The following is a 26,161-nucleotide window of genomic DNA, read 5'->3' as shown; positions in this document are numbered from 1 at the left end:
CCCCGCTCAGCGGCCGGGCCTGCGCATCGTCCGGATCTCGCCGCCCAGGCTGTCGGCCCGCGAACCCACCGCGTCGATCCGGCCGACCGTGTCGGCCTCGTTCGCCGCGTGGTTCTCCGCCATGATCTGCAACTTCTGGCCGACCTCGCCGAGGCGCTGCGCCAGCGAGTCCATCGACTCCTGCATGCCGTCCCGCAGGCCCTCGTACACGATGCCGAACTTCTCGCCCAGGTCGTCGTCGCCCCACGGCGGCTCGCTGCCGCCCTCCAGCCCCTCCAACCGCGACTTCGCCTGATCGGCGACCCGCTGGAACGCGGCGGCCACCGACTCCAGGCTCCGGCCCTCCGCGCGCAGGTTGGCCTCGTCGACGACGATCTGCTGTGACATCCGGACTCCCCCGTCCCGCTACGGCACCATGACCGTGCCGCACCAACCGACCTGACCTTGCATCCGACCTCGGACCCGACTGCCGCTACCGCCGCCCGTCCCCGGTCGAACAGCGATCGTACGTCCCCGACCGCCCGCCTGGCCACGCGCGGTCGACCGACCGCACCGGCAGGACTCTCTCCCACTCACCGGGTCGGGAACTCGCCGACCCGGGCGCCGTCGAGCAGGCGCTTCGGGAGGTAGGGCGACTCGACGTCGAGCGGGAACTTGCCGTCGAAGGCGTGGCAGGCCACCGCGAGCGGGCCGAGCGCGACCGCGGCGGAAGTGTTCGACGACCAGGCCTCGTTCGAGGTCCAGTACGACTTGTGGAACTCCAACGCCTTGACCAGGGACGGCCCGAACTCGTCCTCCCGCTTGCGCAGCAACAGGTAGAACAGGTGCAGCGGCGGGTACAGCAGGTAGTCGACCACCTCGGGCGGGGCAATGTGCGGGGCCGACGGGTCCGAGGCCGCGAACGCGACCTCCAACTTGTCCAGCAGATCCGGACGACGCAGCCAGTACGTCTGCAGCACGTCGATCCAGGCGTACAGGAACTCGTCGTACACCCCCTCCTGCACCCGCAACCGCTCCAACGGGATCTCGCACAACCGCTTGATCCGCTCCTGGTCCCGGCAGACCATCGCCAAGTAGAGCGTACTCAACCAGGTGTCCGCATTGGCATACGTCCGCCGCCCCATCGCCGGAACCGACCGCATCCGACCGTCGATGAAACAGTCGACCGTCCCCTCCTCCACCCCCGTCACCGCGAACAACGCCGAACCCACCTGCAACGCCGCCACCGTGGCCTGCCACGTCTCCAACCGCCCCGCCTCCGGATCAGCCAAGCAGTGGTTCCACCACGCCGAAAGCGCACTGCTGAACGCCAGATCGATCAGATCCGCCGAAGCTTCGAGCTTGTCGACCCGCCGCGCCACCCGGCCGCTCAACCGGTCGGCCAACTCCTCGGCATCAGACCGAGCCACCAGATGCCGGGCCATGTCCATGGTCATGAAGGAGCCTTCACAGGTGTGCCCTCCGGTTCCTTGTCCGCTTCACGTCCTTGGTCACCGGGTCGGGAACTCGCCGACCCAGGCACCCTTGAGCAGGTAGATCGGCAAGTACTCGGAGTCGACGTCGATCGGCATGTCGGCGTCGAAGGCCAGGCAGGCCATCGCCAGCGGGGCGAGTGCCACCAGCCCCTCCGACTTCAGCGCCCGGGCCTCGTTCCCCATCCAGTATTCCTTGTGCCAGGTCAGCGCGGTGGCCAGGGACTTGTTGAACTCCTCGGTCTCCCGGTGCAGGTAGAGCCGGAACAGCTCCAGCGGCGGGTGGAGCAGCTTGAGCATCACTTCCCTGCTCGCCACCCGGGCGTGCTCCGGCGCCGTCCCCTCGATCGCGGCGACCAGCGTGTCCCATGCCTCGGGCCGATGCTCCCAGGCCAGTTGCAGGGTCTCGATCCACTTGTACACGTACTCGTCGATCTCGGCGCCGGACGCCCGGAGGAACTCGACCGGCACTGACAGGAGTTGACGGATTCGCTCCTTCTCGCGGCAGATCACCGCGAGGTAGAACGCGTTCAGCCACAGCACGGGATCCAAGTACTCCTGCGGCCCCGTGGCCGGCAGTTCCAGCACCTCACCGTCGGTGCCGACCCGACAGTCCACCGGGCCGGACTCCGCCGTCGCGGACTCGAACAGCGCCGCCCCGATCTGCATCGCCAACACCCAGGAGTCCCAGGTCTCGTACAGGTTGGCCTTGAAGTCGAGCTGGCAGCGCCGCTTCGCCAGGTCCAACGCGTAGTCCAGGGCGTCGGCCCGGTCGTCCTCGGAGTCCGGCATCCCCGCCACCAGTTCCGCGACAACGGCGGCCCGCCCCGCGAGGGACGCTTCGGTGGGAACGCCCAGCACCTCGTGCCGCGCAATCTGCTCGTTCATCACATTCCGTTCTTCCAGGCGTGGTCGAGCAGGTACTTCGGGAGGTACGGCGACTCGACGTCGAGCGGGAACTTGCCGTCGAAGGCGTGGCAGGCCACCGCGAGCGGGCCGAGCGCGACCGCCCCTCTGCTGTCGGCCGCTCGCTTCTCCGTCTCCGTCCAGAACCTCTTGTGGAATTCGAGCGCCTCGGCCAGAGCGGGCCCGAACTCCTCCTCGCGCTTGCGCAGCACCTGGTGGAAGAGGTGCAGGGGCGGACAGAACAGCAGGTTGATCGCCTCGAAGGCCGCCGGGTCGGCGGCCTCCGAATGGGACGCTTCGAAAGCGATCTCCAACTTGTCCAGCAGGTCCGGCCGTTGCAGCCAGTAGCTCTGCAGGGCGTCGATCCAGGCGTAGAGGAACTCGTACACCCCCTCCCGGACCCGAAGTCGCTCAACCGGGATCTCGCACAACTTCCGCGCCCGCTCCTGGTCACGGCAGATCATCGCCAGATAGAACGCATCGAGCCAGTTACGAGCACCGGCGTACGTCCGTGGGCCCATCGCCGGGATCGACCGCATCCGACCGTTGATGAAGCAGTCGACCGTCCCCTCCTCCACCGCCGTCACCGCGAACAGCGCCGAACCCACCTGCAACGCCGTCACCGTGGCCTCCCACGTCTCCGGGCGCGCCGCCTCCGGATCGACCCGGCAGTGCATGTTCATCGACAGCCGAGCATGGTCGAACAGGATGTCGATGATCTCCGCCGACCCCTCCAGGAGGTCGACGAACGTCCCCACCTGCTCGGCCAGATCACGCGCGATGGTCGCGGTGTCGGGGCCGGCGGCGAGGTGACGGGCTACGGTCACGGTCATACAGTGGCCTTTGCAGGTGGGGCCGGCCCGGGTCAGCGGGTCGGGAACTCGCCGACCCAGGCGCCGTCGAGCAGGCACTCCGGGAGGTACTCGGACTCGACCTCGATGGCCATGCCCGCACCGTGCGCGAGCACGGCCATCGCGAGCGGGGCCAGGGCAACGAAGCCCTCGGGGCTCTGGGTCCGGGCCTCGTTGGCCGTCCAGTACTCCTGGTGCCAAGTGAGCGCGGTGGCCAGGGACTTGTTGAACTCCTCGGTCTCCCGGCGCAGGTAGAGCTGGAACAGCTCCAGCGGCGGGTAGAGCAGCTTGAGCATCACTTCCTTGCTCGCCACCCGGGCGTGCTCCGGCGCCGTCCCCTCGATCGCGGCGACCAGCGTGTCCCACACCCCCTGCCCGCCGTCCCAGGTCAGCCGCAGCGCCTCGATCCACCGGTAGACGTACTCGTCCATCTCGGCGCCCGAGGCGCGCAGGAACTCGGCCGGTACCGCCATGAGCTGGCCGATCCGCTCCTCCTCGCGGCAGATCACCGCGAGGTAGAACGCGTTCAGCCAGGTCAGCGGGTTCAGGTAGTCCTGCGGCCCGGTGGCCGGCAGCTCCAGCACCTCGCCGTTCGTCCCGACCCGGCAGCGCACCGGGCCGGACTCCGCCGTCGCGGACTCGAACAGCGCCGCCCCGATCTGGGTCGGCAGCACCCAGGCGTGCCAGGTCGGATTCGTCCCGGCGTCCGGGTCGAGCAGGCAGCGCCGCTTCGCCAGCCCGAGCGCGTAGTCGAGCACCTCGGCCCGGTCGTCCTCGGAGTCCGGCATCCCCGCGACCAGCTCCGCGACGATCGCCTCCAAAGGCTCCAGGGAACGTTCGGAGTGGTCGCCCCGCACCTCGTGCCGGGCAATGCGGACGGTCATCGGGCACCGCCGGACTGACGGGGCGTCACGGCCGTCACGTCGGGAACTCGCCCAGCCACTCGTGGTTGAGCAGGTACTTCGGGAGGTACGGCGACTCCACGCCGAGCGGGAACTTGCCGTCGAAGGCGTGACAGGCCATAGCAAGTGGGCCGAGCGCGATCGCCCCTCTGGTGTCAGTCGCCCGCTTCTCCGTTTCCGTCCAGAACCTCTTGTGGAATTCGAGCGCCTCGACCAAGGCAGGCCCGAACTCCTCCTCGCGCTTGCGCAGTACCTGGTAGAAGAGGTGCAACGGCGGATAGAACAGCAGGTTGATTGCCTCGGAGGCCGCCGGGTCGGCGGCATCCGGATAGGACGCTTCGAAAGCGATCTCCAACTTGTCCAGCAGGTCCGGCCGTTGCAGCCAGTAGCTCTGCAGGGCGTCGATCCAGGCGTAGAGGAACTCGTACACCCCCTCCCGAACCCGAAGTCGCTCAACCGGGATCTCGCACAACTTCCGCGCCCGCTCCTGGTCACGGCAGACCATCGCCAGATAGAACGCATCGAGCCAGTTACGAGCACCGGCGTACGTCCGTGGGCCCATCGCCGGGATCGACCGCATCCGACCGTTGATGAAGCAGTCGACCGTCCCCTCCTCCGCCGCCGTCACCGCGAACAGCGCCGAACCCACCTGCAACGCCGTCACCGTGGCCTCCCACGTCTCCAGGCGCGCCGCCTCCGGATCGACCCGGCAGTGCATGTTCATCGACAGCCGAGCATTGTCGAACAGGATGTCGATGATCTCCGCCGACCCCTCCAGGAGGTCGACGAACGTCCCCACCTGCTCGGCCAGATCCTTGGCGATGGCCTGACTGTTGGGCTCGGGTTCGATGTGACGGGCAACAGTCACGGTCACGGAAGAGTCCCCTTACTGATGTCAAACCGCCGGTACTGCAGGCCAGTATAGCTTCCGCTATTCTTCTCGCCCTTCACAACGATGTACTCCAGATTTCCCGTGTGAAGCGCCGTAATAATTTTCGTCACAAGTTTGGTTTCGCCGCGCTCGGTCATCTCCCTGATGATGTCATTGAAATACTCCCTGCTCCCCTGCGAAACAATGTTGCGCTCGCCGTTCGCCTCGACTATCCGCGAGCCGAGCTTGGTGTCGGTGCTGCTCTTGGCTTCGACAACGACGACCCGGCCATCGTCATTCGTCCACACCTGGTCGAACTGGTCGTTTCCGTTCGCCGGACCGAGCAGCGGCTCATCGGTGAAGCCCTCGTATTTCTCGGCGATGTAATGATGCCTGGCCGCCGCTTCCCCGAATGCCTCGGTGGCCTCTCCCATCGCGGTATGGGTCTTCTTGTAGGCCGTCTGGGCTTCGGGCAGGCCGGATTCGTCCCGCCACTTCCTGGTTTTATTGTCCACATCGATGGCGTCGTGGCGCCTCTTCGCGAATCCGTCGAGTTCGCCTCGCCGCTCATCGCTGGTGACGGTCTCCCGTCCCATCGGGACGTAGTCCGGGTCGAGGTAGTGCGGCTCGGGCGGCTCCGGGGCGTCCTTGGCCCTGATCCATGGCGCGTCCGGTTTCAACTGCATGAGTTGCGGCGGCGTCTGCCCGCTCTCGTCCTTTGTGGCGAGCAGCAGCCGGCGGCCGTTCTTGTCGTAGTACTTCTCCCGGTACCCCGCCTCCTCGTTGGCGCGGTAGACCTGGATCTGCTCGATCTGGTCCTTGGTGAGACCGGGTCGGCCGTAGATGTCCGGCGGGTCGCCCATGAAGTCGGGGCGCTGCACCCTCAGCCGGTCGGCGTCGGGTTGACCGTCCGGCGCGTTCGGGTCCGGATGCGTACTGTCGCCGGCCGCCTCGGCCGGGGCGCGGCGGTCGTGGGACGGGTCGGTGTCGTGGGACGGGTCGGCGTGGTGGTCGGGCGTGACCGGGTTGCGGTCCGGGCCGAGCGGGACGGCGAAGACGCCGTGGTCGCCGCTGTGCAGGGGCTGGTCGGAGCGGCGCCCGGTCTGGGCGTCGATGTAGGTGATCTTCCCGTTGTGGTTGACCGCGTTCCAGGCGTGCGCCCGGCCGTCGGCGTCGCGGGTGATGATCACCGCCTGCGAGCCGTGGCCGCTGCGCCGGAGGGTGTCCTCCAGGCGGCGGTAGGCCGCCGGTCCGTCGCCCAGGTCGGAGAACTTCGCGCCCAGCGCGTTCTCGATCCGGTCGCGGCCGTTGCGCTCGCCCCGGTCGGACGGGTTGCCGTCCGCGTCGTGGTCGGGCGTCCGGGCCGCCGCCGGGGTGGGGTGCCCCGAGTAGGTGTCGACGGTCGCCAGCGCGACGTCCACGCAGTTGTTGCGCCGCCCCGGCTCGTTCGGGTCGCCGTTGACCGCCCGCGGCCAGTCGCTCTCCGGGTCCGGGTGCCGCTGCGGCCGCCCGTCGGCGTCGCGCGGCACCGAGTCCTCCACCCGCTGCCGGTCGTGGGCCCCCGGCTCGACCAGCCCGCCCGGCTCCCCGTACGGACGGTCGGCCGTGGCCGGCCGCGACGGGTCGTGCGCCGGGGTCTCGTCGGGACGGTGGGTGGGCGCAGGGGAATCGGACGGGTGGGTGGCGGGAGCGGCGGGAGCCGAGTCGGTGGGACGGGAGTCCGGGTGACGCGGGTCGGTGGCACGGGGATCGGCGGTACGGGGGTCCGTCGAGCGCGGGTCCGGATGCGTCGGGTTGTCGCGGGTCGGGGCCGTCGGCGTGTGGTCCGCCGGACGGGGCTGCGCCGGGACGGTGCCGGGGCGTTGCGTGGAGTCCGGACGCGGGGTCGGCGTGCGGTCGGCACCGTCCGGGCGCGACGGGGCATCCGAACGCGGGTGTGCCGGACCGGAGTCGGGCCGCCGGGCGGAGTCCGGGTGGGCGGGGGTCGCGGGCTGGCGGCCCCACGGGGCGGTGCGGGGGTCCGGGCGGCCGGTGGTGGGCTGCTGGCCCAGGGTGACCGGGCGGTCGGGGCGGGGCGCGTCCGTGGGCGGCCGGTGGGTGGGAGTGGCAGCCGGCGGCGTGGCGCCGGTGGGCCGGTCGCTCCTCGGGGTGGCCGAACTCGTGGGCCCCGCGGTCGGGTTGACGGGCGGCATGCCGGTCGGACCGGTGGCCACGGGTCCGGTGGTCGGGTTCGGCTGGGGCGTGCCCTGCGGCGGGACGTCCGCGTGCGGTGCGCGGGTCGGCGGCGCGTCCGCGACGGCGGTCGAGGCGGTCTGGACGTTGGCCCGCGGAGCCTCGTGCTCGGCGTTCTGGCGGGACGGGTCGGCCGCCGGGCCGGGCACGTGCGGCACCCCCGGGACCGGCGGCGTCTGTGCCCCCGGCGTCTCGTGCTGCGGTACGGCGGCCGGACGGGTGTGCTCCGGGCCGGTCGGCGCGCTCGGGGCAGGACGAGGGCCCCCGCCGGGCGCGACACCCGACGCCTCGTCGGCCGGGCGGCCCGGCCCCCGCGACTCGGCCTCCGGCCGGGGACCGGGGGCGGCGGCCTCGTGCCCGTCCCCCCGCGGGTCGGCACCCACCGGGTGCGGGGCCGGGTTCGGCACCGCGCCGCCCTGCGGACGCGAATCCGGCGTCGGGGCGCTGTCGGGCTGCGCGTGCGGGGCCGAGCCATCACTGTGGGGTGCCGGGTTAGGCGTGCCGTCGGGCTGCGCGTGCGGAGCCGGACCGTCACCGTGGGGCGCCGGGTTCGGTGCCGCGCCACCTTGCGGGTGGGCACCCGGACCGGGCGTCGGAGTGCCGTCGGCCGGACGGGAGTCGGAAGTCGGCGTGCGACCCGACGGACCGTCGCCCTGCGGCCGCGCATCCGGCGCCGGGGCACCGTCGTTCCGCACCTGCGGGGCCGGGCCGTCACCGTGGGGCGTGGGGTTCGGCGTGCCGTCGGGCTGCGCGTGCGGAGCCGGACGGGAGTCGGGAGTCGGCACCTGCCCCTGCGGACGCGCATCCGGCGTCGGGCCATTGTCGGTCTGCGCGTGCGGAGCCGGACCGTCGCCGTGGGGCGCCGGGCGCGAGTCGGGGGTCGGTGCCTGACCCGACGGAGCGTCACCGTGCGGACGGGAGTCCGGGGCCGGGGTGCTGTCGGTCTGCGCGTGCGGAGCCGGGCTCGGGGACGGGGACGGGCTCGGGGTCGGGGCCGGGCTCGGGGCCGGGGTCGTGTCCGGGGTGAGGCGGGTGCCGAAGGGGTCGGACTGGTCGGTGGAGCGGTGGTCGGCCGTGGGGGCGGGCGCGGGGCGCGGGGCGCTGTCGGGGCGGGTGGTGCTGTTGTCGCCGGTCGAGGAGGTGGGCGAGGTCGGTGACGTGGGGTGCGAGGTGGGGGTGTTGGTGCCGCCGGGGGTGGTCGGCGAGGGGGTGGGGGCGGTCCGTCCGCCACCGCTGTTGTCACCGCCGTTCGGCGTGCTGCCCTCGTTGCCGCCGGTGCGGTTCCCGCTCCCGCTCCCGTTGCCGTTGCCGTTCCCGTTGCCGTTCCCGTTCCCGTTCCCGTTGCCGTTCTCGCCGGTGCCGGAGTCGCCGGAGTTCCCGGAGTTGCCGCTCTCGTTGCCGTCCCCGTGGCCCGCCGCGCTGTCGGCGCGGTGGCGGACCGCTCCGCCGGCGCGGGAGCCGACGCCGTCGCGGAGGCTCTCGGTGAAGGTGTCCTGCCAGTTCTTGGCGGCGTCGACGCCGTCCTCGATGCCGCGCTTGGCGGTGCGGCCGAGGTCGTAGCCGTCCTGGGCGCCGAAGCCCTGGTTGACGGTCTGGGCGATCAGGTCGCTGATCATGCCCTGGACGGCGGAGACGATCGGGTCCTTGAGGGTCTCCATGATGGCTTCGATCAGCGCGTCGCGGAGTTCCTTGAGGAGCCGCCGGACGATCATCTTGGTGGCCTGGGTGGCGCCGAGCGCGCCGACTTCGGAGAGGCCGAAGGTGAACGGGGCGGCGGCCTGGGCGGCGATGATCTCGGCGGCCAGGATGACGAGTTGGGCGATGACGGCGATCTTGCAGGCGACCACGATCATGGCGGCGGCGTCGAAGGCCGTCGCGATCAGGCGGGCGGCCTGGGCGGCGTCGGCGAGGTAGCCGTCGCCGCCGGTGGTGAACTTGTCGAAGGCCTTGCCGAAGGCGTCGATGTCGTCGCCGAGGTTGGCGGAGCGGACGCTGGAGGCGGCGGACAGGGCCTGGTAGTTGATCTCGTCGACCTGGTCGGCGAAGTCGCGCCAGACCTGGGCGCATTCGCGGAGCTTGTCCTCGTCGGCCTTGGGCCAGTCGAAGCCGAGCATCTCCAGGACCCATTCGAGTCCGTCGGGCAGCATCATCGACACGAGTCAGTTCCCCCAACTGACGGGACCACCGGGGCCGGAGGGATCAGGACCGGTACCGGCGACCGGGGGCACAGACAACACGGACAGCACAGAAGGCGCGGAAGGCAAGGACAGTACGGGCAGGGACAGATAAGTCGCTACATTAAACGACCAGTCAAATGATCCTACTCATCCGGCCAAGACAGTTCGCCACCGCCCGTACCCCGGGCGGCGGACCGGCGGACGGGGGCGGAGGGTACCCTCGGCCGGGATTTCACTGTCACGGAGGAGCAGAGGAGCAGCAGTGATCACCCAGGAACAGGCCCTCGCCACGGCCGAACGCTGGCTGAACGGCAGCGCGGCCGACGGGGGGCACCGGGAGGTGCGGTACCGGGAGTTCGGCCTGGGCTGGGCGGTGTGGGCCGCGCCGGCGCCGCTGGAGCGCGACCCGGTGACGGGCGAGCGGCGGCCGCCGGCGGATCTCGGTGACGCCTGCGGGGTGGTGGACCGGGAGAGCGGGGAGCTGAGCGTCTGGCCGTCGGTGCCGGTGGACGAGGTGATCGCGGGGTACGAGGCGCGGCACGCCGAGCGGGCGCACCGTGCGGACCCGCCCGCCACGGGGCCGGGCAACACGGCGGTGGCCACCTACGTGGACCCGGCGAGCGGGGAGGAGGCGATGCTCTACCGCCACGCGGGGCCGGGGCTGCCGCCGGTGGAGTACCAGGTGGCGGCGGAGCTGGCGCGGATCGGCGTCCCGGCGGGCAACGTGGTGGCGCTGCACACCGACCTGCGGCCGGCCACCCTGCCGGGCGGGTACACCGCGGCGCTGGTCGAACGGGCGTTCCCGAACGCGGAGTTCTCCTGCTCGCACACCTACGGGATCTTCGCGGAGGAGCGTGCCGAGGGCGTCGCGGCGCTGGTCGAGCACGCCGGGCGGACGGCCCGGCTGGCCGGGCAGCAGCCCCCGCCGCGGCCGCGCCGGGTTCCGGCGCCGCAGCCCGGCGAGGTCGCGGCGGCGGAGCCGGTGCGGGACGTGGCGCTCGGCCGGCGGATCGCCGAGGTGCTGGGCGAGGTGGTCCGGTACGACGCCGACGACATCGCCGCCAGCGCCCTGCCGGCGGCCGCCCGGACCACCCTGACCTGGGCCGGACTGCCCGCCGCCGTCACGCTGTTCTTCGCCGCCGACCGGCCGGACGGCCCGCCGCCGGGCGGCCTGTTCGCCGACCTGCGCACCCATCTGACCGCCACTGGGACGGAGTTGGAGCCGCAGCTGCTGGACGTGCTGGCGGGGTGGACCCGGATCGGGTCGGACGGCCTGTGCGTGGTCGCCGTGCAGTGCGGCGGCGACGAGCGGGACGCGGGCTCGGTCTGGGCCGTGCACCCGCGCACCGGCAGCGGCCGCTACGTCAGCGACTCGGTGGCCTCCTTCCTGCGCGGCCTGGACGCCCTGGTGACGGCGCGGGCCGCGCTGCCGGGCCTCGACCCGTTCGCGGCCGGCGCGGCGGTGGCGGCGCTGCAGCAGGAGTTGGCGGCGATCGACCCGCGCGCCTTCCACAAGGACTCGACCTGGTGGAACGTCGTGGTGGAGCAGATGTGGCACGGCCTGTTCTGAATCCGCTTCCGATCCGCTCCTGACCCGTTCCTGTTCCGTTCCTGACCCACCGGCACCCCCCGGGCGCGCATCCGGGGGACACCGGGAGGTCACGGGGTCTCGCCCGCGTGCGCGAAATCGCACGGCCAGGCGGCGCAGAGCGGGGGCGTCGCCGGGCCGGGGGCGGCGCGGGCTCCTCTTGCATGGGCCGCATGGCAACACTTCGACACGGACCCCGCCCGTCCGGCCACCGCCCGTCCGGACCCCGCCCGCCCGGGCCCCCCGCGCTGCTCCCGTGGGTGCGGCAGACCTGTGCGCCCAAGCGGCCGCCGACCGTTCCGACCGCGGCCTGGCGGTCGCTGCTGGCGATCGGCGGGCCGGTCGGCGGCGGGCTGCTGGTCGGCCGTCCGCTGGAGGGGGTGATGGTCGCCCTCGGGGCGCTCTCCGCGGTGCTGACCGACGTGGCGGCCGGGTACCGGCACCGGGCGGTCACCATGGCGGTGCCTCAACTGCTGGGAATGGTCGGGGCGTTCGCCATGCTGGCGGCGCACGGCGGGCCGCTGGAGGGGTGGGTGCTGCCCGCGCTGGGGGTGGTCGCGGGCGTGCTGTCCTGCCTCGGGCCGGAGGGCTCGCTGGCCGGGATGATCCTGCTGATGGACGCCGAACTGGTGCTCGACGTGCCGCTGCCGGGTCCGCTCTGGCACGGTCCGGCGCTGCTGCTGGGCGGTGCGCTGGCGGTGGTCGGGCTGGCGCTGGCCGGTCGGCCGCTGCGCGGCGACCGTCCCGAACGGGCGCTGCTGGCACAGTGCCTGACGGGTTGTGCGGAGGCGCTGGAGGCGGTCGGCCCGGCGGGCGCGGACCGGCGGCGGGCGCTGCACGAGGCGGTGGAGCGGGCCCGGCGCACCGTCGCGGTCGGCGGCAGCACGCTGCTGGGACGCCACCTGCCGGGCCTGCTGGTGCTGTCCGAGCTGGCCTCGGCGGCCGGGTCGCACGGGCTGCCGGTCGACCCGGCGCTGCCGGTCCGGCTGCGCGCCGAGGCGGCCGCGCTCACCGAAGGGCGCACGGGCGGGCGGGGGGCCGGGCCGGCCTGGCCGGTGGCGGGGTGCGCGTTCGAGGCGCGGATGGTGCGGGCCGCGCGGGCGGCGGTCGCCCCGGGGACGTCCCGGCCGCGCGCGACGGTGGCGGAGCGGCTGCGCCGACGGGCGGTGCGGCAGTGGCCGGTGGTGCGGCCGGTGCTGGCGGACCCGGGCTCCTGGCTGGCCGGGCTGCGGGTCGGCCTGGCCCTGCTGCTGGCCGGGGCGGCGGCGGCCCGGCTGCACCTGCCGCACCCGTACTGGGCGGTGCTGAACGTGACCTTCGTCTGCCGTCCGGACGTCGGGCCGGTCACCGGGCGGGCGCTGGAACGATTCGCCGGGACGGCGCTGGCGGCGCTGGCGAGCGGGCTGGTGCTGGCGTCCACCGGTTCGGCGTGGGCGCTGGTGGGGGTGCTGGCGGTGGCGGCCGGGCTGATCCCGGCGCTGGCCGGGACGGGCTACCTGTACCAGACCTCGGCGCTGGCGACGGTGGTGCTGATGGCCACCGAGCTGGCCGGTGACCCGGCGCTGCCGCTGCTCGGCCCGATCCTGGCGAACTGCGCGATCGGCTGCCTGGCCTCGGTGCTGGCCTGCGAGCTGTTCGGCGGCCGGACCCGGCAGCTGGTGCTGGCCCGCCGGCTGGCGGGGGCGGTCGAGCAGGCCGCGCTGACCCTCGGGCCGGGGCGTCCGCGCCCCGCCTCGGCGCTCGCCGCGCCCCGGGCGCACCTGCAACTCGCCCTGGCCCGGGCCGAGTTCGAGCGGATTCGGCGCGAGCCGCCGTGGCGGCAGCGCAGCACCGGGCAGTGGGCCGACCTGATCGAGGAGGTCGAGCGGACGGTCGACACCGCGCTCGCCTCCCGGCCGGGGACGGACGGCGCCCGCCACCGCCTCCGCCACGCCGCGGCCGGCCTGCGCCGGATGCCCGCCCCGCGCACCCGCCCCACCGGCCGCACCACCGGCCGCACCACCCGCCCGGGCAACCGCCGCTGACCCGGCGTCCCGGGAGGACCGGGTCGGGGCAGCCTACTGTCGACGGTCGGGCAGCGGCCCGCAGCGCGGCGATCGGACGGGAGGCGCGGGCGTCGAGCGAGTTCCTCATGGCGGCGGACGCGAGGATGCCGGAGTTCTTCTCCGAGATCGCCGAGGACCCCGATTGCGGCAGTTGGCGGGTCGTCCCGCCGCCGCCCGCCGACTCCCCGGCCCGGACCCTGCCCGCGGGGGCGTGATCCGGGCCGGGGGGAGGCGGCACCCGGGGCGTCAGCGGTCCGCGGTGGCCAGGCCGCGGGCTTCGAGGATCGGGCGGAGGGCCCGGACCGCGTAGAAGCTGCGGGACTTGACGGTGCCGACGGGGATGCCGAGGGCGGCGGCGGCTTCGACCACGGAGCGGCCCTTCATGTGCAGCTCGACCAGGACGTCGCGGTGGTGGGAGGGGAGTTCGGCGAGTGCGACGGCCATGTCCCGGGCGTCCAGCAGTTCGTCGTAGGGGTCGTGGGCGCCGCCGTGGCCCTCGGGGGTCTCGCCCGCGACCTCCTGGGGGCGGGCGGACTGCATCCGGAAGTGGTCGATGGCGATCCGGCGGGCCACGGTGAACAGCCAGGGGCGGCTGTGCTCGGGGCCGCGACGGATCGCGTCCGGGTTCTGCCAGGCCCGCAGCAGGGTCTCCTGGACGATGTCCTCGGCCTTGCCCCGGTCGCCGCTGGTGGCGCGCAGCATGGCGCGCATCAGGTAGCCGCCGTGCAGGCGGTACAGCTCGGCCAGGGTCTGCTGGTCGAGGGTGGGACGTCGCGGCGCGCAGGCCGCGCCGGGGGTGCCCGCGGTGGGTGCGGTCCCCCTGGTGGTGTCCGGTCGTGCGGCTGTCGCTCCGTCGGTCGGCCCGGTGGTCGGGTGGGTGTCCTTCAGATGAGCAGTAGCGTCGATGGCCACGGCGGTAGAGCCCTTCACAACAATCGTCGGCATTGGGCAAGCCGCCCCGCCTGGCCCACCACCTTCTGCCGCCCACCTTCGCGGGCTGTCCCAACGTCGCGCCAACGTCGCGCCAATGCGGCCGCCCGGGCGGGGCCGACGGGGCGTCAGGCGGGGTGCCGGGCCGGGTGCCGGGCGGTGTCGCCGGTGCGGCGGCGGTGGACCCGGGCCGCGGCCGCGCCGAGGGCGACGACGACGGCGAGGGCCGCGGCGGACCAGGCCAGCGCGGTGGCGCGGCGGACCGGGGTCGGGTCGGGGGCGGGCGGGACGACCACCTGCGGGGCGGGGAGCGCGGCCGCGGTCGGGGCGGCGGCGGTCGGGGCGGAGAGCGCCGCGACGGGGTCGACGGTGCCCCAGCCGAGCAGCGGGTCGGGGACGGCGGTGCCGGGCCGGTAGGCGGTGGCCTTCAGGCGGGCGGCGAGCCGGTCGGGGGTGAGGGCGGGTTCCCGGGAGAGCAGCAGGGCGGCCGTCCCGGCGGTGAGCGCGGCGGCGCCGCTCGCCCCGTCGGTGGTGAACTGGCCGCCGCCGGGGCCGGGGGCGCGGAGCTGGGTGCCGGGGGCGGCGAGGTCGACCCGGGCGGGGGCGGCGTTGATCGCGGCGCCGTCGGGGCCGACGCCGGCCACCGCGAGGACGCCGGGCAGGGCGGCCGGGTACACGGCGCCCTTGGCCTGGGCGTCGTCGGGGGCGGTGGGCGCGACCAGCAGGACGCCCTTGGCGGTGGCGTAGCCGACGGCGTCGGCGAGCTGCTGGCTGGAGCCGGCCGCCGGTACGCCGACCAGTGCGATCCGGGCCCCGTTGTCGGCGGCGGCCCGGATGCCCTGGGCGAGCAGGTCGGGGGTGGTGGTGCCGGCGTCGTCGGTGACGGCGACGGCGAGCACGGTGGCCTCGGGTGCGACGCCGGCCGGTCCGCCGTCGCTCGCGGCGCGGGCCGCGACCAGTCCGGCGAGCAGCGTGCCGTGGCCGACGCAGTCCCGTCCGGAGTCGCCCTGCCCGTACACCCGGGGCCCGAGCCGGAGCCGTCCGGCGAGCGGGCCGGCCGCGCCGCCCGCGGCGGAGTCCACGCCGGAGGCGAGCACGGCGACGGTCACGCCCTTGCCCCGCCCGAGCGGCCAGACCGCCTCGGGGTGCAGGTAGACCTGCGCCCACGGGAGCCCGTCGACGCTCTTCGTGGACGCCTTGCGGCAGCCGTTCTCCTGGACGTCCGGCAGGGTCTGACGGACCGTCGGCAGATCCGTCGGCGACGGCGAGGGCGTGTCCGCGGCCGCCGTCCCGCCCGGCCCGAGCAGCGCCAGCACGTACACCACCGCGCACCCGAGCGCCGCCGCCGACGCCCGCCGCCCGAGCGGCCCCGCGTCCTGCGGCCGGAGGCCGTGCCGGGTCCGGGGCGGGGTCGTGCCGGGGTGCGGGGTCATGCCGGGGTGCCGGTGGAGGTGGCGAGGTCCTGCGGGAGGAGGAGGCTGAGTTCGGAGACGTCGGCGAAGTCGAGGCGGCCGAGGCGGCGGGCCTGGCGGGTGATCATGCCTTCGAGGGTCTGGCGGGCGTAGCGGCCGTTGCCGAAGGTGCGGTCGCGGGGGACGCCGGCGAAGTGCCGGGCGAGGGCGGCGACGGTCTCCGGGGAGCAGGTGTAGCCGGCCTTCTCGGCGTGGCGGCCGACGATGGTGACGAGTTCGTCGTCGGTGTAGTGGCCGAACTCGATCTGCCGGGAGAAGCGGGAGGCGAGGCCGGGGTTGGAGGAGAGGAAGTGCTGCATCTCGTCCTCGTAGCCGGCCACGATGACCACGACCTCGTCGCGGTGGTCCTCCATCAGCTTCATCAGGGTGTCGACGGCCTCCTGGCCGAAGTCGTTGCCGCCGCCGCCGTTGCGCGGGGTGAGGGTGTACGCCTCGTCGATGAACAGGACGCCGCCGCGGGCCCGGTCGAAGGCTTCCTTGGTGAGCTGGGCGGTGTGGCCGATGTAGCGGCCGACCAGGTCGGCGCGGGCGGTCTCGATCAGCTGGCCGGTGGGCAGGACGCCGAGTTCGGCGAGGAGTTGGCCGTAGAGCCGGGCGACGGTGGTCTTGCCGGTGCCGGGCGGGCCGGCGAAGACCAGGTGGTGGCCGATCTTCGCGGTGGGCAGGCCGGCCTCCTCGCGGCGGCGGGTCTGCCGGAGCAGGTCGACCAGGTCCTCGACCTGCTCCTTGGCGGCGGGGAGGCCGACCATGGCGCGGAGTTCGGCGAGCAGTTCGGTGCCGTCCTTGCGGGCGGCGGGGTCGGGCCCGGCGGGGGTGACGTCCTCGGCGAGGAGCCGGGCCAGGTCCTCGTCGGTGATCTCGGGGTGGGCGGCGAGGCGGGTGGCCTGCCGGTCGACCATCTCCTCGAAGACCTTGCGGGCGGCCCGGCCGTTGCCGAAGTCCTCGCCCTTGGGCAGCCGTTCGAACAGGGTGCACAGGGCGTCCCGGGTGCCGTCGGCGAGGGTGTAGCCGTGGCTCGCGGCGGCGCGTTCGACGATGGTGACGAGTTCCTCGTCGGAGTAGTTGGCGAATTCGACGGTGCGGCTGAACCGGGAGGCGAGGCCGGGGTTGGAGGCCAGGAAGTCGGTCATCTCGGTGGAGTAGCCGGCCACGATGACGACGATCTCCTCGCGGTGGTCCTCCATCAGCTTGACCAGGGTGTCGATCGCCTCCCGGCCGAAGTCGGGGCCGCTGCCGCCGGAGCCGGCCGAGAGGGTGTACGCCTCGTCGATGAACAGGACGCCGCCGAGCGCGGAGCGGAACACCTCGGTGGTCTTCAGCGCGGTGCCGCCGATGATGGAGGCGACCAGGTCGGCGCGCGAGGTCTCGACGAGCTGTCCGCCGGCCAGCACGCCGAGTTCGGCGAGGATGCTGCCGTAGAGCCGGGCGACGGTGGTCTTGCCGGTGCCGGGCGGGCCGGCGAAGACCAGGTGGCGGCTCATCGGGAGGGCGGGCATGCCGGCGAGTTCGCGGCGCCGGGCCAGCTTGTTGAGGTTGACCAGGGTGGCGACCTGCTCCTTGACGCCGGCCAGGCCGACCAGCGACTCCAGCACCTCCAGCGGCCCGGGCGGGGCGGCGGACGCGGCGGCCGGGGCCGGGTCGGCGGGGGTGGCGGCCGGGCCGCCGGGGGCGGGGTCCGCCCCGGCCGAAGGGGCGGCCGGGACGGAGGTCTGGGTGGTGGCGGCGGCGGTGCCGTGCGCGTCGGGCAGGCCGTTCTCCTCGCTGACCAGCTCCTCCAGGGCGAGCCGCTCACTGGCGGCGGTCTGCCGCAGGCCGGAGCCCTTGTTGCGGGAGAGCGTGCAGCCGGTGAGCCGGACCGCCTCGACGGAGTCGGTGCGGACGCCGTCGCCGGTGTTCTCGGCGGCGGTGACCTTGGCCAGGACGGCGCGGGCGCCGCTGCCGATCCGGAGGCCGTGGCGGCGGTTGCCGGTAGCCCGTACCCGGGTGCAGGTCAGGTCGGCGCCGTCCTCGGCGGTGATGCCGTCCTCGCCGGAGCCGGTGATCTCGCAGTCCCGCAGCTGGGCGGTGCCGACCCGGCCGAGCAGCACGCCGGAGCCGGTGGCGCCGCGGACGACGGTGTCGCCGATCCGGGTGTCGGCGCCGTCGGCGACCCGGATGCCGGAGCGGCCGGCGTCCAGCACCTCGCACTTCTCCAGCTGGCCGCGGCCGTCCCGCAGCGAGGCGACGCCGTCGCCCTTGGCGCGGTGCACGGCGGCGCGGCGCAGCCGCGGGTTGGCGCCCTCGGTGATCAGCACGCCGGTGCCGGCGGCGTCGCGGACCTCCAGCCGGTCCAGGTCGGGGGCGCTGTCGCCGGTCAGTTCGAGGCCGTCGCCGCCGCAGTCGCGGACCACGGTGCGGGACAGGGTGGGGCCGGAGGACTCGCCGATCCAGATGCCGGTGCCCTGGGCGGCGGCGACCTCGCAGTCCTCGAAGGTGCCGCGGGAGCGGCCGGTGACGTGGATGCCGTGGCCGGCGGTGCGGACGGTGCGGCAGCGGCGCAGTTCGGGGTCGGTGCCGGCGGCGAGCGCGATGCCGTGGCCGGAGGTGCCGGTGACGGTGCAGTCCTCCAGCACGACCCGGGCGGTGGAGCTGATGTAGACGCCGATGGTGGTGTCGCGGACGTCGGTGCGCAGCAGCCGGGTGGTGCTGTTCTCCTCCAGCGCGATGCCGGGCTTGTCGGTGACGGAGATCTCGCAGCCCTCGAAGGTGCCGCGGGCGTCGCCGTTGGCGCAGATGCCGTTGCCGCGGGCGTCGCGCAGCACGCAGTTGCGCAGCAGCGGGTCGGCGCGTTCGCCGATCACCACGGCGGAGCTGCCGAGGTGTTCGACGACGCAGTCCTCGATGACGCTGTTGCCGGTGGAGGTCTCCACCAGGCCGGCGCCGGCCGGGTTGGTGACCCGGCAGCCGCGCATCGCCAGCGAGCCGTCGCCGCGGGTGAGCAGGGCCGTCCAGGAGCTGCCGACGATCTCGCAGTCCTGGAAGGCGGCCTGGCCGCGCGGCACGTCGACGGCGGGCAGTTCCTCGTCCTGTCCTTGCAGGATCAGGCCGGTGAACTGCACCGCCTCGGCGGTGACCTGGACCACGCAGCCGCGCCGGGCGGTGATCCGGACGGTGCCGCGGGCCTCGGCGGCGGTGATGGTGACCAGCTTGTTGATCACCAGGTTCTCCTCGTACCGGCCGGGCCGGACCGAGATCACCGCGCCGCTGCGGGCCTCCGCCAGTGCCTCGCCGATCGTGCGGTAGCGGCCGTCCCGCTGTTCCGGGCAGACCGTCAGCACGTGGCGCGACATGGCGGGGAGTCTCCTCTTCCTGGCGGGGGGCGGGGCGGGCTGACGAGGTGTCAGGAGCAGTCGGCGCGGACGGCGGAGGCCGCGTGGTGGGCCTGTTCGGCGCCGGAGCCGAAGTCGATGCCGCGGTCGTGCAGCATCACGGCGATCTTCCCGTTGGTGGCGGGGAAGGTCCCGGCGTTGACCCACTTGCCGCGGTTGGCGGTCTGGTCGATGGTGAACGCGCTGATGGTGCCCTCGCCGGTGGTGAAGTACCGCTGCACGGTGTAGTAGGCGGGCTTGCCGCCGACGGCCTTCACGTCGCCGTTGTTCGGGATGTACACCGAGATCCTGCAGGTGCCGGAGGGGACCGGGTTGGTGGTGAACGCCCACAGCACGGACTTGCCGGCGTCCTTGCTCGCGTTGCCGGACATCGGCAGCGACACGTACTTGCCGCTGCAGCCCGAACCGGCGTAGCCGCCGGTGCTGCTGCTGGTCCAGCCGGTGCTGCCCTCGGTGTACCAGCCGTTCTGGTCGTAGCCGGTGCCCGCGTTGGTGCAGCCGGTCCCGGCGACGGCGCTGAAGCTCGGCGCGGCCGGGGCGGTGGTCTTGTTCGGCGCGGGGACGACCGGGGCGCCGCCGCCGGTGGTGGTTCCGCCCGTGGTGCCGGAGCCGCCGGAGGTGCCGCCGGTGCCGGAGCCGCCGGAGGTCGAGCCGCCGCCCGTGCCGCCGCCGGTGCCGCCCGTCCCGCCGCCCGCGGCGGAGCCGCCGCCGGTGGTTCCACCGGTGCTGCCGCCGGTGCCGGTGCCGCCGGCGGTGCCCGCGGCGGCGGGGTCGGTGGAGGTCGGCGCGGCCGAGCCGCCCGGGAGCAGCGCGGCGTCGACCGGCGCCGGGACGGCGGTCGGGTCGTTCGGGCCCGGGGTGGGCAGCAGGTCGCCCAGTTCGGGGCCGCCGGCGGGCGGCTGGTCGGCCTGGCCGGCCGAGGTGTTGGTGGTCTTCGGGCCGCTGTCGGTGAGGACGAACGGCAGGCCGAGCAGCAGCACGCCGGCGGTGACGGCGGCGAGCACCATCGGCTTCCTCGAACGGCGGCGCTCCGGCTCCTCCTCCCCGTCGGCCCCGTCCGGGTCGTCGCCGTCGAAGCCCCCCGCGGTCGGGTCGGGCATCGGGGCGGTGGCGGGCTCCTGCTCGGGCGACAGGAACGGGAACACCCCGGCCGGGGTGCGGGGCGGCCGCGGGGCCCGCCGGTCGTCGCCCTCCGCCTCCGCCTGGGCCTCGGCGGCGGGCCCGGGCCGGGCCGCCGCGGGCTGCGGTTCGGCGGCGGGCGGCGCGGCCGGCCGGCGCACCGCGTTGGGGTCGGGCAGCACCCGGCCGTACTTCGGCGCGGACGCGGCCGGCTGGGCCGCGGCGGGCTCCACCTGCCCGTACGAGGGCGCGCCGGACCCGGCGGCCCCGCCGGAGCCCTCCTCGATCTCCCAGGCGACCGAAGGCAGTTGGACTCCCCCGGCGCCGGCCTGAGAACCGTTTCCACCCGTGCTCGTACCCACCAGAACTCCTCGGCTCCCCATGCGGTCCTGTCGACGGGACCGCCCCGCCGACCGGACTGCGGACGCTCCCACTCCCTAGCTACGGGCCGGACCGGCCCGGCGGTTCACCCGTGGGGGGAACCGCCCGTCAGGGCGTCGACGATCCTCTGCTCCTCGGAGCGGAGCAGCCGGGTGAGCCCGTCCACCGTGACGCGGCCGCCGCGGGACAGCCGCTCCACGGCGAGCACCAGGTCGGCCAGCTGACCGGCGGTCGGCCCGGTGCCCTCCGGCAGCCCGAACAGCCGGCGGACCAGGGCCGTCGCCCCTTCCGCGGTGCCGCCGGCGAGCCCGACCAGCGCGTGGGCGGTGCGCAGCGCCCCGAGGTCGCTCGCGTCGAGGGCGGGCCCCGTCCCGTCCTCGACGTGCCCGGAGTCCTCGCCGAACAGGGTGCGGCTCAGTCCGACGGCGGTGACCTGCTGGTGCAGTTCCTCCTCGGTGCGGGGGGCGAACCGGGTCGGCCAGTCCGCGGTGCCGTCGGCCAGGGCCCGGTGGAGGCCGTCCAGGAGCGGCAGGTCGGCCTCGGCGACCTGGACGACACTGACCTCCTCCAGCGGGATGTCCACCGTGAACGGGAGCGTACCGGCCAGCGGGGCCTTGGCCGGGCCGCTCGCGCCGCCGCCGTCCTGGGGCGTCGGCGCGGAGCCGTCGAAGAAGGTCACCGTGACCTTGGCCGCCCCCTTGAACCGGCCCATCGGGATCTCGTACTTGCCGTTGGCGATCCCGCCGCCGGAGTCGCCGAGGCTGCCGCCGTTGCGCCACTGGTGCTGCAGGCCGAGCGTGCCGGTGGGGTTGTAGGGGGTGAGGTCGTCGCCGAGCTTGGCGCCGACCTGGGCCTGCAAGCCCCACTGACGGACCTTCAGCTCGCTGTGCTCGGTGCCGGCGGAGCCGTTGTTGGCCGGGCTCAGCACGGCCTTCTGGTGGTTGCCCTGGTGCTCCAGGTCGACGACCTCCACCTTCACCTCCATGCCCAGCCCCTTGCCGAGGTCCCAGTGCGAGGGCGGCTTGCCGGTGGAGACCGGCACGCCCTGGCTCGCGGAGTGCAGCAGCGCGGAGAAGTAGCTGTGCGAGACGACGTTCTCGACCGTCGGCCTGACCCGCTCCCAGGTGCGGGAACCGAAGTACTGCTCGGCCCCCTGGCGCACCAGGTCGTGCAGGCCGCCGACGTCGCCGAGCCAGCGCAGCACGTCGGTGTCGCGCAGACCGTGCTTCTCGATCCGCGCCGGCGGCAGGTGGATCCGGCCGGGCACCGGCTTCTCGGGCGCCGGGGTCGCCTCCCGCTGCGGGGTGGAGGTCTCGGTGGTCTCGACGATGGTCTCGAAGCCGATGTCCGCGGTGCGCCGCCGGAAGACACTCGCGCCCACCCACGGCTTCCGGGTGAACTCCATCTGCAGTCGGGCGACGCCCTCGAAGGCCCGGCCGGCCACCTTCGCCTTGGTCCCGGAACCGGCCGTGAAGCCGTCGGCCACGGTGTCGATCCGGTCGGTGCCCCGGGCGCCGTTGAACGAGCCGCCGACGTTCATCGTGACGCCGGACGGCAGCACGACGTAGCCGACGGCGCCGACGGTGACGGAGTGGCCGCTGCCCTCGCCGTAGGCGGTGACGCCGTCGGTGTTGGTGTAGCCGTGCTGCACCTGGGTGCTGGCGTTGAACTCGGTGTCACCGGTGTGGCCGAGGTCCCGCAGGTCGTTGCGGACCACAGCGGTGATCCGCACGGTGCTGCGCCCGTGCCGGACCACGATCGGGTCGCCCGCCGTCATGGCCTTCAGCCGGGCCTGGAGCTTCTCCGGGGTGAGCGCGGCCTCCAGCTTCCGGTCCAGTCCCTTCCAGTCCGACCGGAACGGGTTGCCGCCCGGGTCGCGCTCCGACTTCCGGACCAGTCCCTCCCAGTCCCACTTGAGCGGGTTGTGCCCCGTCCGGCCCTCCGGCGTCAGGGCGAACTCCTTCCAGCCCCACCGGAGCGGGTTCTTCTCCACCACCAGGACGTGGCGGGGATCGCCGACCGGCACCACCTTCCGCACCACACCGTCCTGCCGGACCAGGCCCTCCCAGTCCCACTTGAGCGGGTTGTGCCCCGTCCGGCCCTCCGGCGTCAGGGCGAACTCCTTCCAACTCCACTGGAACGGGTTCTTCCGGAACCGGGAGCCGGTCCCCGCCGCGTCCTGCTCCGGCAGCACGCCGTCGTGCACCTTGGGCAGGGACCGGTTCCGCTCGCCCTCCCAGGCGATGCCCTGCCCGGGGACCCGGACGGTCCTGCGCTCCTCCTGCGGCCACGACGTGATCTGGTCGAGGACCGACCGGCCCAGGGACGGCTGCGGCGGCCCGACGGGCGCTTCCCCCTCCGCGGCGTCCCGCTGCTGCCGGGCCGCGGCGTCGGCCCGCTTCTGCTCGGGCGTCCGGTACCGGTGCACGTCGGTGACGATCGCCGACGAGTCGAGCCGGTCGCGGTCCAGGCGGTGCGGCTGCTCCTGCGGCGGCTCGACCGGGGCCGGCACCTTCTCGGCGTCGCGCCGCGGCACCGCGACCCGGGCGTCGGCCCGCACCGTCTCGTGGTCGGCGCGGTGGAACAGCTCCAGGCCGGTGTGCTTGACGGTGTGCTTGATGTCGATCCGGTACGTGACCCCGGTCTCGAAGAGCTCGGCGGGCTCGGAGTGCTTGCCGCGGTTGGAGACCGAACCGATGGTGTCCGCGACGTTGCCCTGGGCACGGTCCCGGCGCCAGATGTAGCCCAGCGTCACGTCGAACAGCTTGTTCTTGTACTTGCCGACCGCGCCGGCGGTGAGCCGGTGGAGCTCGTCGTGCGCGTAGCCCTGCCCCTTGGAACTGAGGGCGCCGGACTCGAACTCGTACTTGGCCAGCGACGAGTGGTGCGTGCTGCTCCCCAGCTCGGCCGTGACGGTGACCTCGGCCGTCCAGGACTTGCCCGAGATCTTCTTGGTGATGCTGCCGCCGAGGGTCAGCTCGGCCAGCCGGGTCTTCAACCCGGTCTCGGTGAAGGAGTTCTCGACCCGGCGCTTCTGCTCGACGGTGAGCGTGCCGTGCTTGTCCGCCAGTTTCTGCTTCACCACGGCCGCCACCTTGTCGGCGCCGGACAGGCTGTGCACCACGTAGGAGGCGTTCAGCTCGCGCTGGTCGCGCATCCGGGTCGGCGCCAGGTAGGGCGGCGGCGGACTCTTCGGCTTCGCGCCGTCCCCGCCCTCCTTCTGCTCCTTGCTCCCGTCGCCCTCCTTGTGCTCCTCGTTCCCGTCGTTCTCCTTGTGCTCGTTGCCGTCCTCGCCCTCCTTGCGGCCCTTCCCGTGGGGGGGCTGCTCCTTCGGCTCGGGCGGGGTGAGCCGGACCTTACCGTCCTCGCCCGGCAGCACCTTGGTGTCCTCGGTGTTCCGGGTGTCCAGGCCGAACTCGGCGTGCAGGTCGGCTGTGAGGGGCTCCCCCGCCTCGCCCTTGACCTTGATGTGGAACTCGACCGTCAGGTCGGCGCCGAAGATCGCCTGCGGCGCCCCGTACTTGCCGTTGGCGTACATCCGGTCGGCGTCCCGGGCCCGCCAGGCGAAGCGGTCGCGGTACAGCTTGCCGCCCGAGGCGACCAGGTCGCCGTCGGGCTTGGGGCTGTTCGGGTGGAACGCCCCGCCGAGCTGGCCCTGGACCGCGCCGGTGGTGGAGAGCAGCCGCCGGTCGGCGCTGAACCCGGTGTTCTCGTTCACCTGGTTCAGTTCCGCCGCGGCGTCGTGCCGCCGGTAGACGAGTTCCTTGACCTTGGCGACCGCGGTGACGACGTGCTTGCCGTTGTCGAACAGCGTCAGCGGCTCGCCGCGGGTCATCCCGACCAGCCGGGGAGCCAGGTTGGACTGGCCGGCCCGGGACAGCACCTCCTCGCCGTGCTCCTTCCAGAACGCGGCGTGGGTCCCCGTGCCCAGGCTCTTCAGCTTCGTGCGCAGGTCGGCGACGTTCCCCACGTCCCGGACCACCACGTCCTCCCGGAGGCCGTCCTTCCACACGTCGTACGACGGCTCCTGCGGCGGCAGCGGCTTCTTCGGCGGGGCCGCGGCCTCCGCCCCCTCCTTCGGGGGCGCCGTGGTGTCGGCCTGGTCGACCAGGAGCCGGACCTTGGCCACCGGCCCCGTCGCAACCGTGTGACCGTTGTCGAAGGTCAGGTCGTACCGGACGTCGGCGTCGAACAGCGCCCCGTCCGTCTTCGACTTGCTGCTCAGCTGCGAGGTCTCGCTGGACCCCTCGATCGTGACGTGCTCCAGGCCGACCCGGATGTTCGCGTTCGCGTTGTCCGAGACCGCCTTGCTCTTGATCGACGGCACCAGGGAGCCCTGGAGCGCGTGCCCGGTGCTCTTCGCCGTGCTGTGGACCTGCTGCACGGTGGTGCCGATGTTGAACTCGGGAGCCTTGACCGACCCGATGTGGTCCGGCTGCTCGACCTTCGCCGTGATGTCCACCGAGACGGTCCGCCGCCGGTGGAGCGGGCCCACCTCGATCTCGACCCTGATCGGCTCGTCCGCCGTCATGCTCCGCAGGCTCCGCTCCAGGCGCTCGAAGCCCACCTGGGAACGGATCTGCTCGCGCAGCTGCGGCCAGTTCGCGAGAACCTGCTCGGCCCCGTCGTCCCGCGGCGGCCGGTTGCCGCCGAGGTCCGTCATCTCGTGGTCCCCGGCGGGCCCGGGCCTCGCGGCGGCGTCGGCCACCGCCTGCTTCAGCCGCTGCTCCACCTGGTCGAGCATCTCCTCCACCGCCTCCCTGCCGGGGCGGTGGGCCTCCGTGGACTCCAGCGGGCGCAGCTCCTGGACGATGTCCTGACCGCCGATCCGGCCGTTCAGCAGGCGTTCCGGCGCGATCAGCTTGTCCCCGGGCGCCACCGGCGGGTGGTACGGGACAGCGGTCCGCACCGTCACCCTCACTGGCGCGGTGTGGTCCTCCTCCGCCTTCGGCCCCGGGCCGCCGGCCTGCTCGGTCGGCTTCGGGCCGGTCACCTCCACGACGGACCCGCCGTGCTTCAACTGCCCGAATTCCAGGTTCAGTTCGAGGTGGGTCAGGGACAGGTCGGCGTCGACCGTGCCCTTCGAACGGGCCACCGGCCCGCCGATCTCCAACTCCACGTCGCTGTGGCCGTTGTCGTAGAAGTAACCCAGCATGTCGGTGACGTCGGCGACGCTGTCGGACTGCTTCGACTGCAGGCCCACGCTCGTCTGCCAACTGCCGTCCGACCGGGTGCCGGTGCTGGTCCGCTGGTCGACGCCGTTCTCGAACTCGATCGCCCGCAGACCGGTCCACTCCCGCCCGGTGACCTTGCCGCCCAGCAGGATCTTCCCCGACCACCTGTTGCTGCTGAACGGCGCCTCCCAGACCTTGCCCTGGGACAGCGCGGCCACCATCGGCCGCAACGCCGTGGGCCCGAAGTACGCGTCCGCGAACGCCTTGATCGCCACCTCGTCCCCCGGCGAGACCCGCTCCAGCACCGCCTTCACGCGGTCCCGCACCGCGGACTGACCTGCCGTCAGCTCGATCACCAGGTCCGTGCCCCGGATCGGCCGCCTCTCCATCTCCGCGACCCGGAGCTTGGAGGCCTCCTCCTTGGCCGCCTTGGCGTCCTTCGCTTTCTGCGCTTCTTCCTTGGCCTTCCGGTCCGCCTCCTCCTGAGCCTCCCGGGCAGCCTTCTCCTTCGCCTTCCGATCGGCCTCCTCCTGAGCCTCCCGGGCAGCCTTCTCCTTCGCCTTCCGATCGGCCTCCTCCTGAGCCTCCCGGGCAGCCTTCTCCTTCGCCTTCCGATCGGCCTCCTCCTGAGCCTCCCGGGCAGCCTTCTCCTTCGCCTTCCGATCGGCCTCCT

13 protein-coding genes and 1 pseudogene are annotated in these 26,161 nt (G+C 73.6%); 2 read left to right on the top strand and 12 right to left on the bottom strand.

The annotated features are described in order from the left end of the window. Positions 1-6 precede the first annotated feature (6 nt). The 7 genes from ACIQBJ_RS05425 to ACIQBJ_RS05395 form a co-directional block, all read right to left on the bottom strand. Entirely contained in the window at positions 7-387 is a 381-nt protein-coding gene (locus ACIQBJ_RS05425) for a hypothetical protein (RefSeq protein ID WP_400703911.1), read from the bottom strand. A 185-nt stretch (positions 388-572) separates the two neighbouring features. Continuing rightward, positions 573-1,436 (bottom strand): immunity 49 family protein, encoded by an 864-nt coding sequence (locus tag ACIQBJ_RS05420; RefSeq protein ID WP_400703908.1) that lies wholly within the window; start codon positions 1,434-1,436, stop codon positions 573-575. 54 nt (positions 1,437-1,490) lie between these two features. Then, a complete protein-coding gene (locus tag ACIQBJ_RS05415) occupies positions 1,491-2,360 on the bottom strand; it encodes an immunity 49 family protein (protein ID WP_400703905.1) in 870 nt (289 codons plus the stop codon). Then, complete coding sequence (locus ACIQBJ_RS05410) at positions 2,360-3,211, bottom strand: immunity 49 family protein (protein ID WP_400703902.1); 852 nt, start codon at positions 3,209-3,211, stop codon at positions 2,360-2,362. Before ACIQBJ_RS05410 ends, ACIQBJ_RS05415 begins: the two co-directional genes overlap by 1 nt. A 32-nt stretch (positions 3,212-3,243) precedes the next feature. Beyond that, entirely contained in the window at positions 3,244-4,113 is an 870-nt protein-coding gene (locus ACIQBJ_RS05405; RefSeq protein ID WP_400703899.1) for an immunity 49 family protein, read from the bottom strand. A gap of 34 nt (positions 4,114-4,147) precedes the next feature. After that, entirely contained in the window at positions 4,148-5,005 is an 858-nt protein-coding gene (locus ACIQBJ_RS05400; RefSeq protein WP_400703896.1) for an immunity 49 family protein, read from the bottom strand. Next, positions 5,002-9,384, bottom strand: a complete 4,383-nt coding sequence (locus ACIQBJ_RS05395; protein ID WP_400705798.1) for a toxin glutamine deamidase domain-containing protein — start codon at positions 9,382-9,384, stop codon at positions 5,002-5,004. The genes ACIQBJ_RS05400 and ACIQBJ_RS05395 overlap by 4 nt, the downstream gene beginning before the upstream one ends. Positions 9,385-9,673: 289 nt before the next feature. On the opposite strand from ACIQBJ_RS05395, the gene ACIQBJ_RS05390 reads away from it, so the two are divergent. Then, complete coding sequence (locus ACIQBJ_RS05390; protein WP_400703893.1) at positions 9,674-10,981, top strand: SUKH-4 family immunity protein; 1,308 nt, start codon at positions 9,674-9,676, stop codon at positions 10,979-10,981. A 278-nt stretch (positions 10,982-11,259) separates the two neighbouring features. Beyond that, positions 11,260-13,023, top strand: coding sequence for an FUSC family protein (locus ACIQBJ_RS05385; protein WP_400703890.1), 1,764 nt, complete (start codon positions 11,260-11,262; stop codon positions 13,021-13,023). Between the two features lie 267 nt (positions 13,024-13,290). Here ACIQBJ_RS05385 and ACIQBJ_RS05380 read toward each other — a convergent pair whose 3' ends face one another. The 5 genes and pseudogenes from ACIQBJ_RS05380 to ACIQBJ_RS05360 form a co-directional block, all read right to left on the bottom strand. Beyond that, the gene (locus tag ACIQBJ_RS05380; protein ID WP_400703887.1) at positions 13,291-13,956 is read right to left on the bottom strand and encodes a sigma-70 family RNA polymerase sigma factor; all 666 of its coding nucleotides are present in this window, start codon (positions 13,954-13,956) and stop codon (positions 13,291-13,293) included. A gap of 146 nt (positions 13,957-14,102) precedes the next feature. Next, positions 14,103-15,407 (bottom strand): S8 family serine peptidase, encoded by a 1,305-nt coding sequence (locus tag ACIQBJ_RS05375; RefSeq protein WP_400703884.1) that lies wholly within the window; start codon positions 15,405-15,407, stop codon positions 14,103-14,105. Then, positions 15,404-18,775: a right-handed parallel beta-helix repeat-containing protein gene (locus ACIQBJ_RS05370; protein ID WP_400703881.1), complete on the bottom strand. Its 3,372-nt coding sequence runs from the start codon at positions 18,773-18,775 to the stop codon at positions 15,404-15,406. Before ACIQBJ_RS05370 ends, ACIQBJ_RS05375 begins: the two co-directional genes overlap by 4 nt. A gap of 50 nt (positions 18,776-18,825) precedes the next feature. Continuing rightward, the gene (locus ACIQBJ_RS05365; protein ID WP_400703878.1) at positions 18,826-20,295 is read right to left on the bottom strand and encodes a hypothetical protein; all 1,470 of its coding nucleotides are present in this window, start codon (positions 20,293-20,295) and stop codon (positions 18,826-18,828) included. A 104-nt stretch (positions 20,296-20,399) separates the two neighbouring features. Then, a pseudogene (locus ACIQBJ_RS05360) lies at positions 20,400-26,161 on the bottom strand (hypothetical protein); the annotation flags it as partial.

The organism is Kitasatospora sp. NPDC088391 (genome assembly GCF_044753345.1).
GTDB lineage: Bacteria > Actinomycetota > Actinomycetes > Streptomycetales > Streptomycetaceae > Kitasatospora.
Note: the sequence above shows the minus strand (reverse complement) of the source record. Positions and strands in the feature narration are given on the sequence as shown.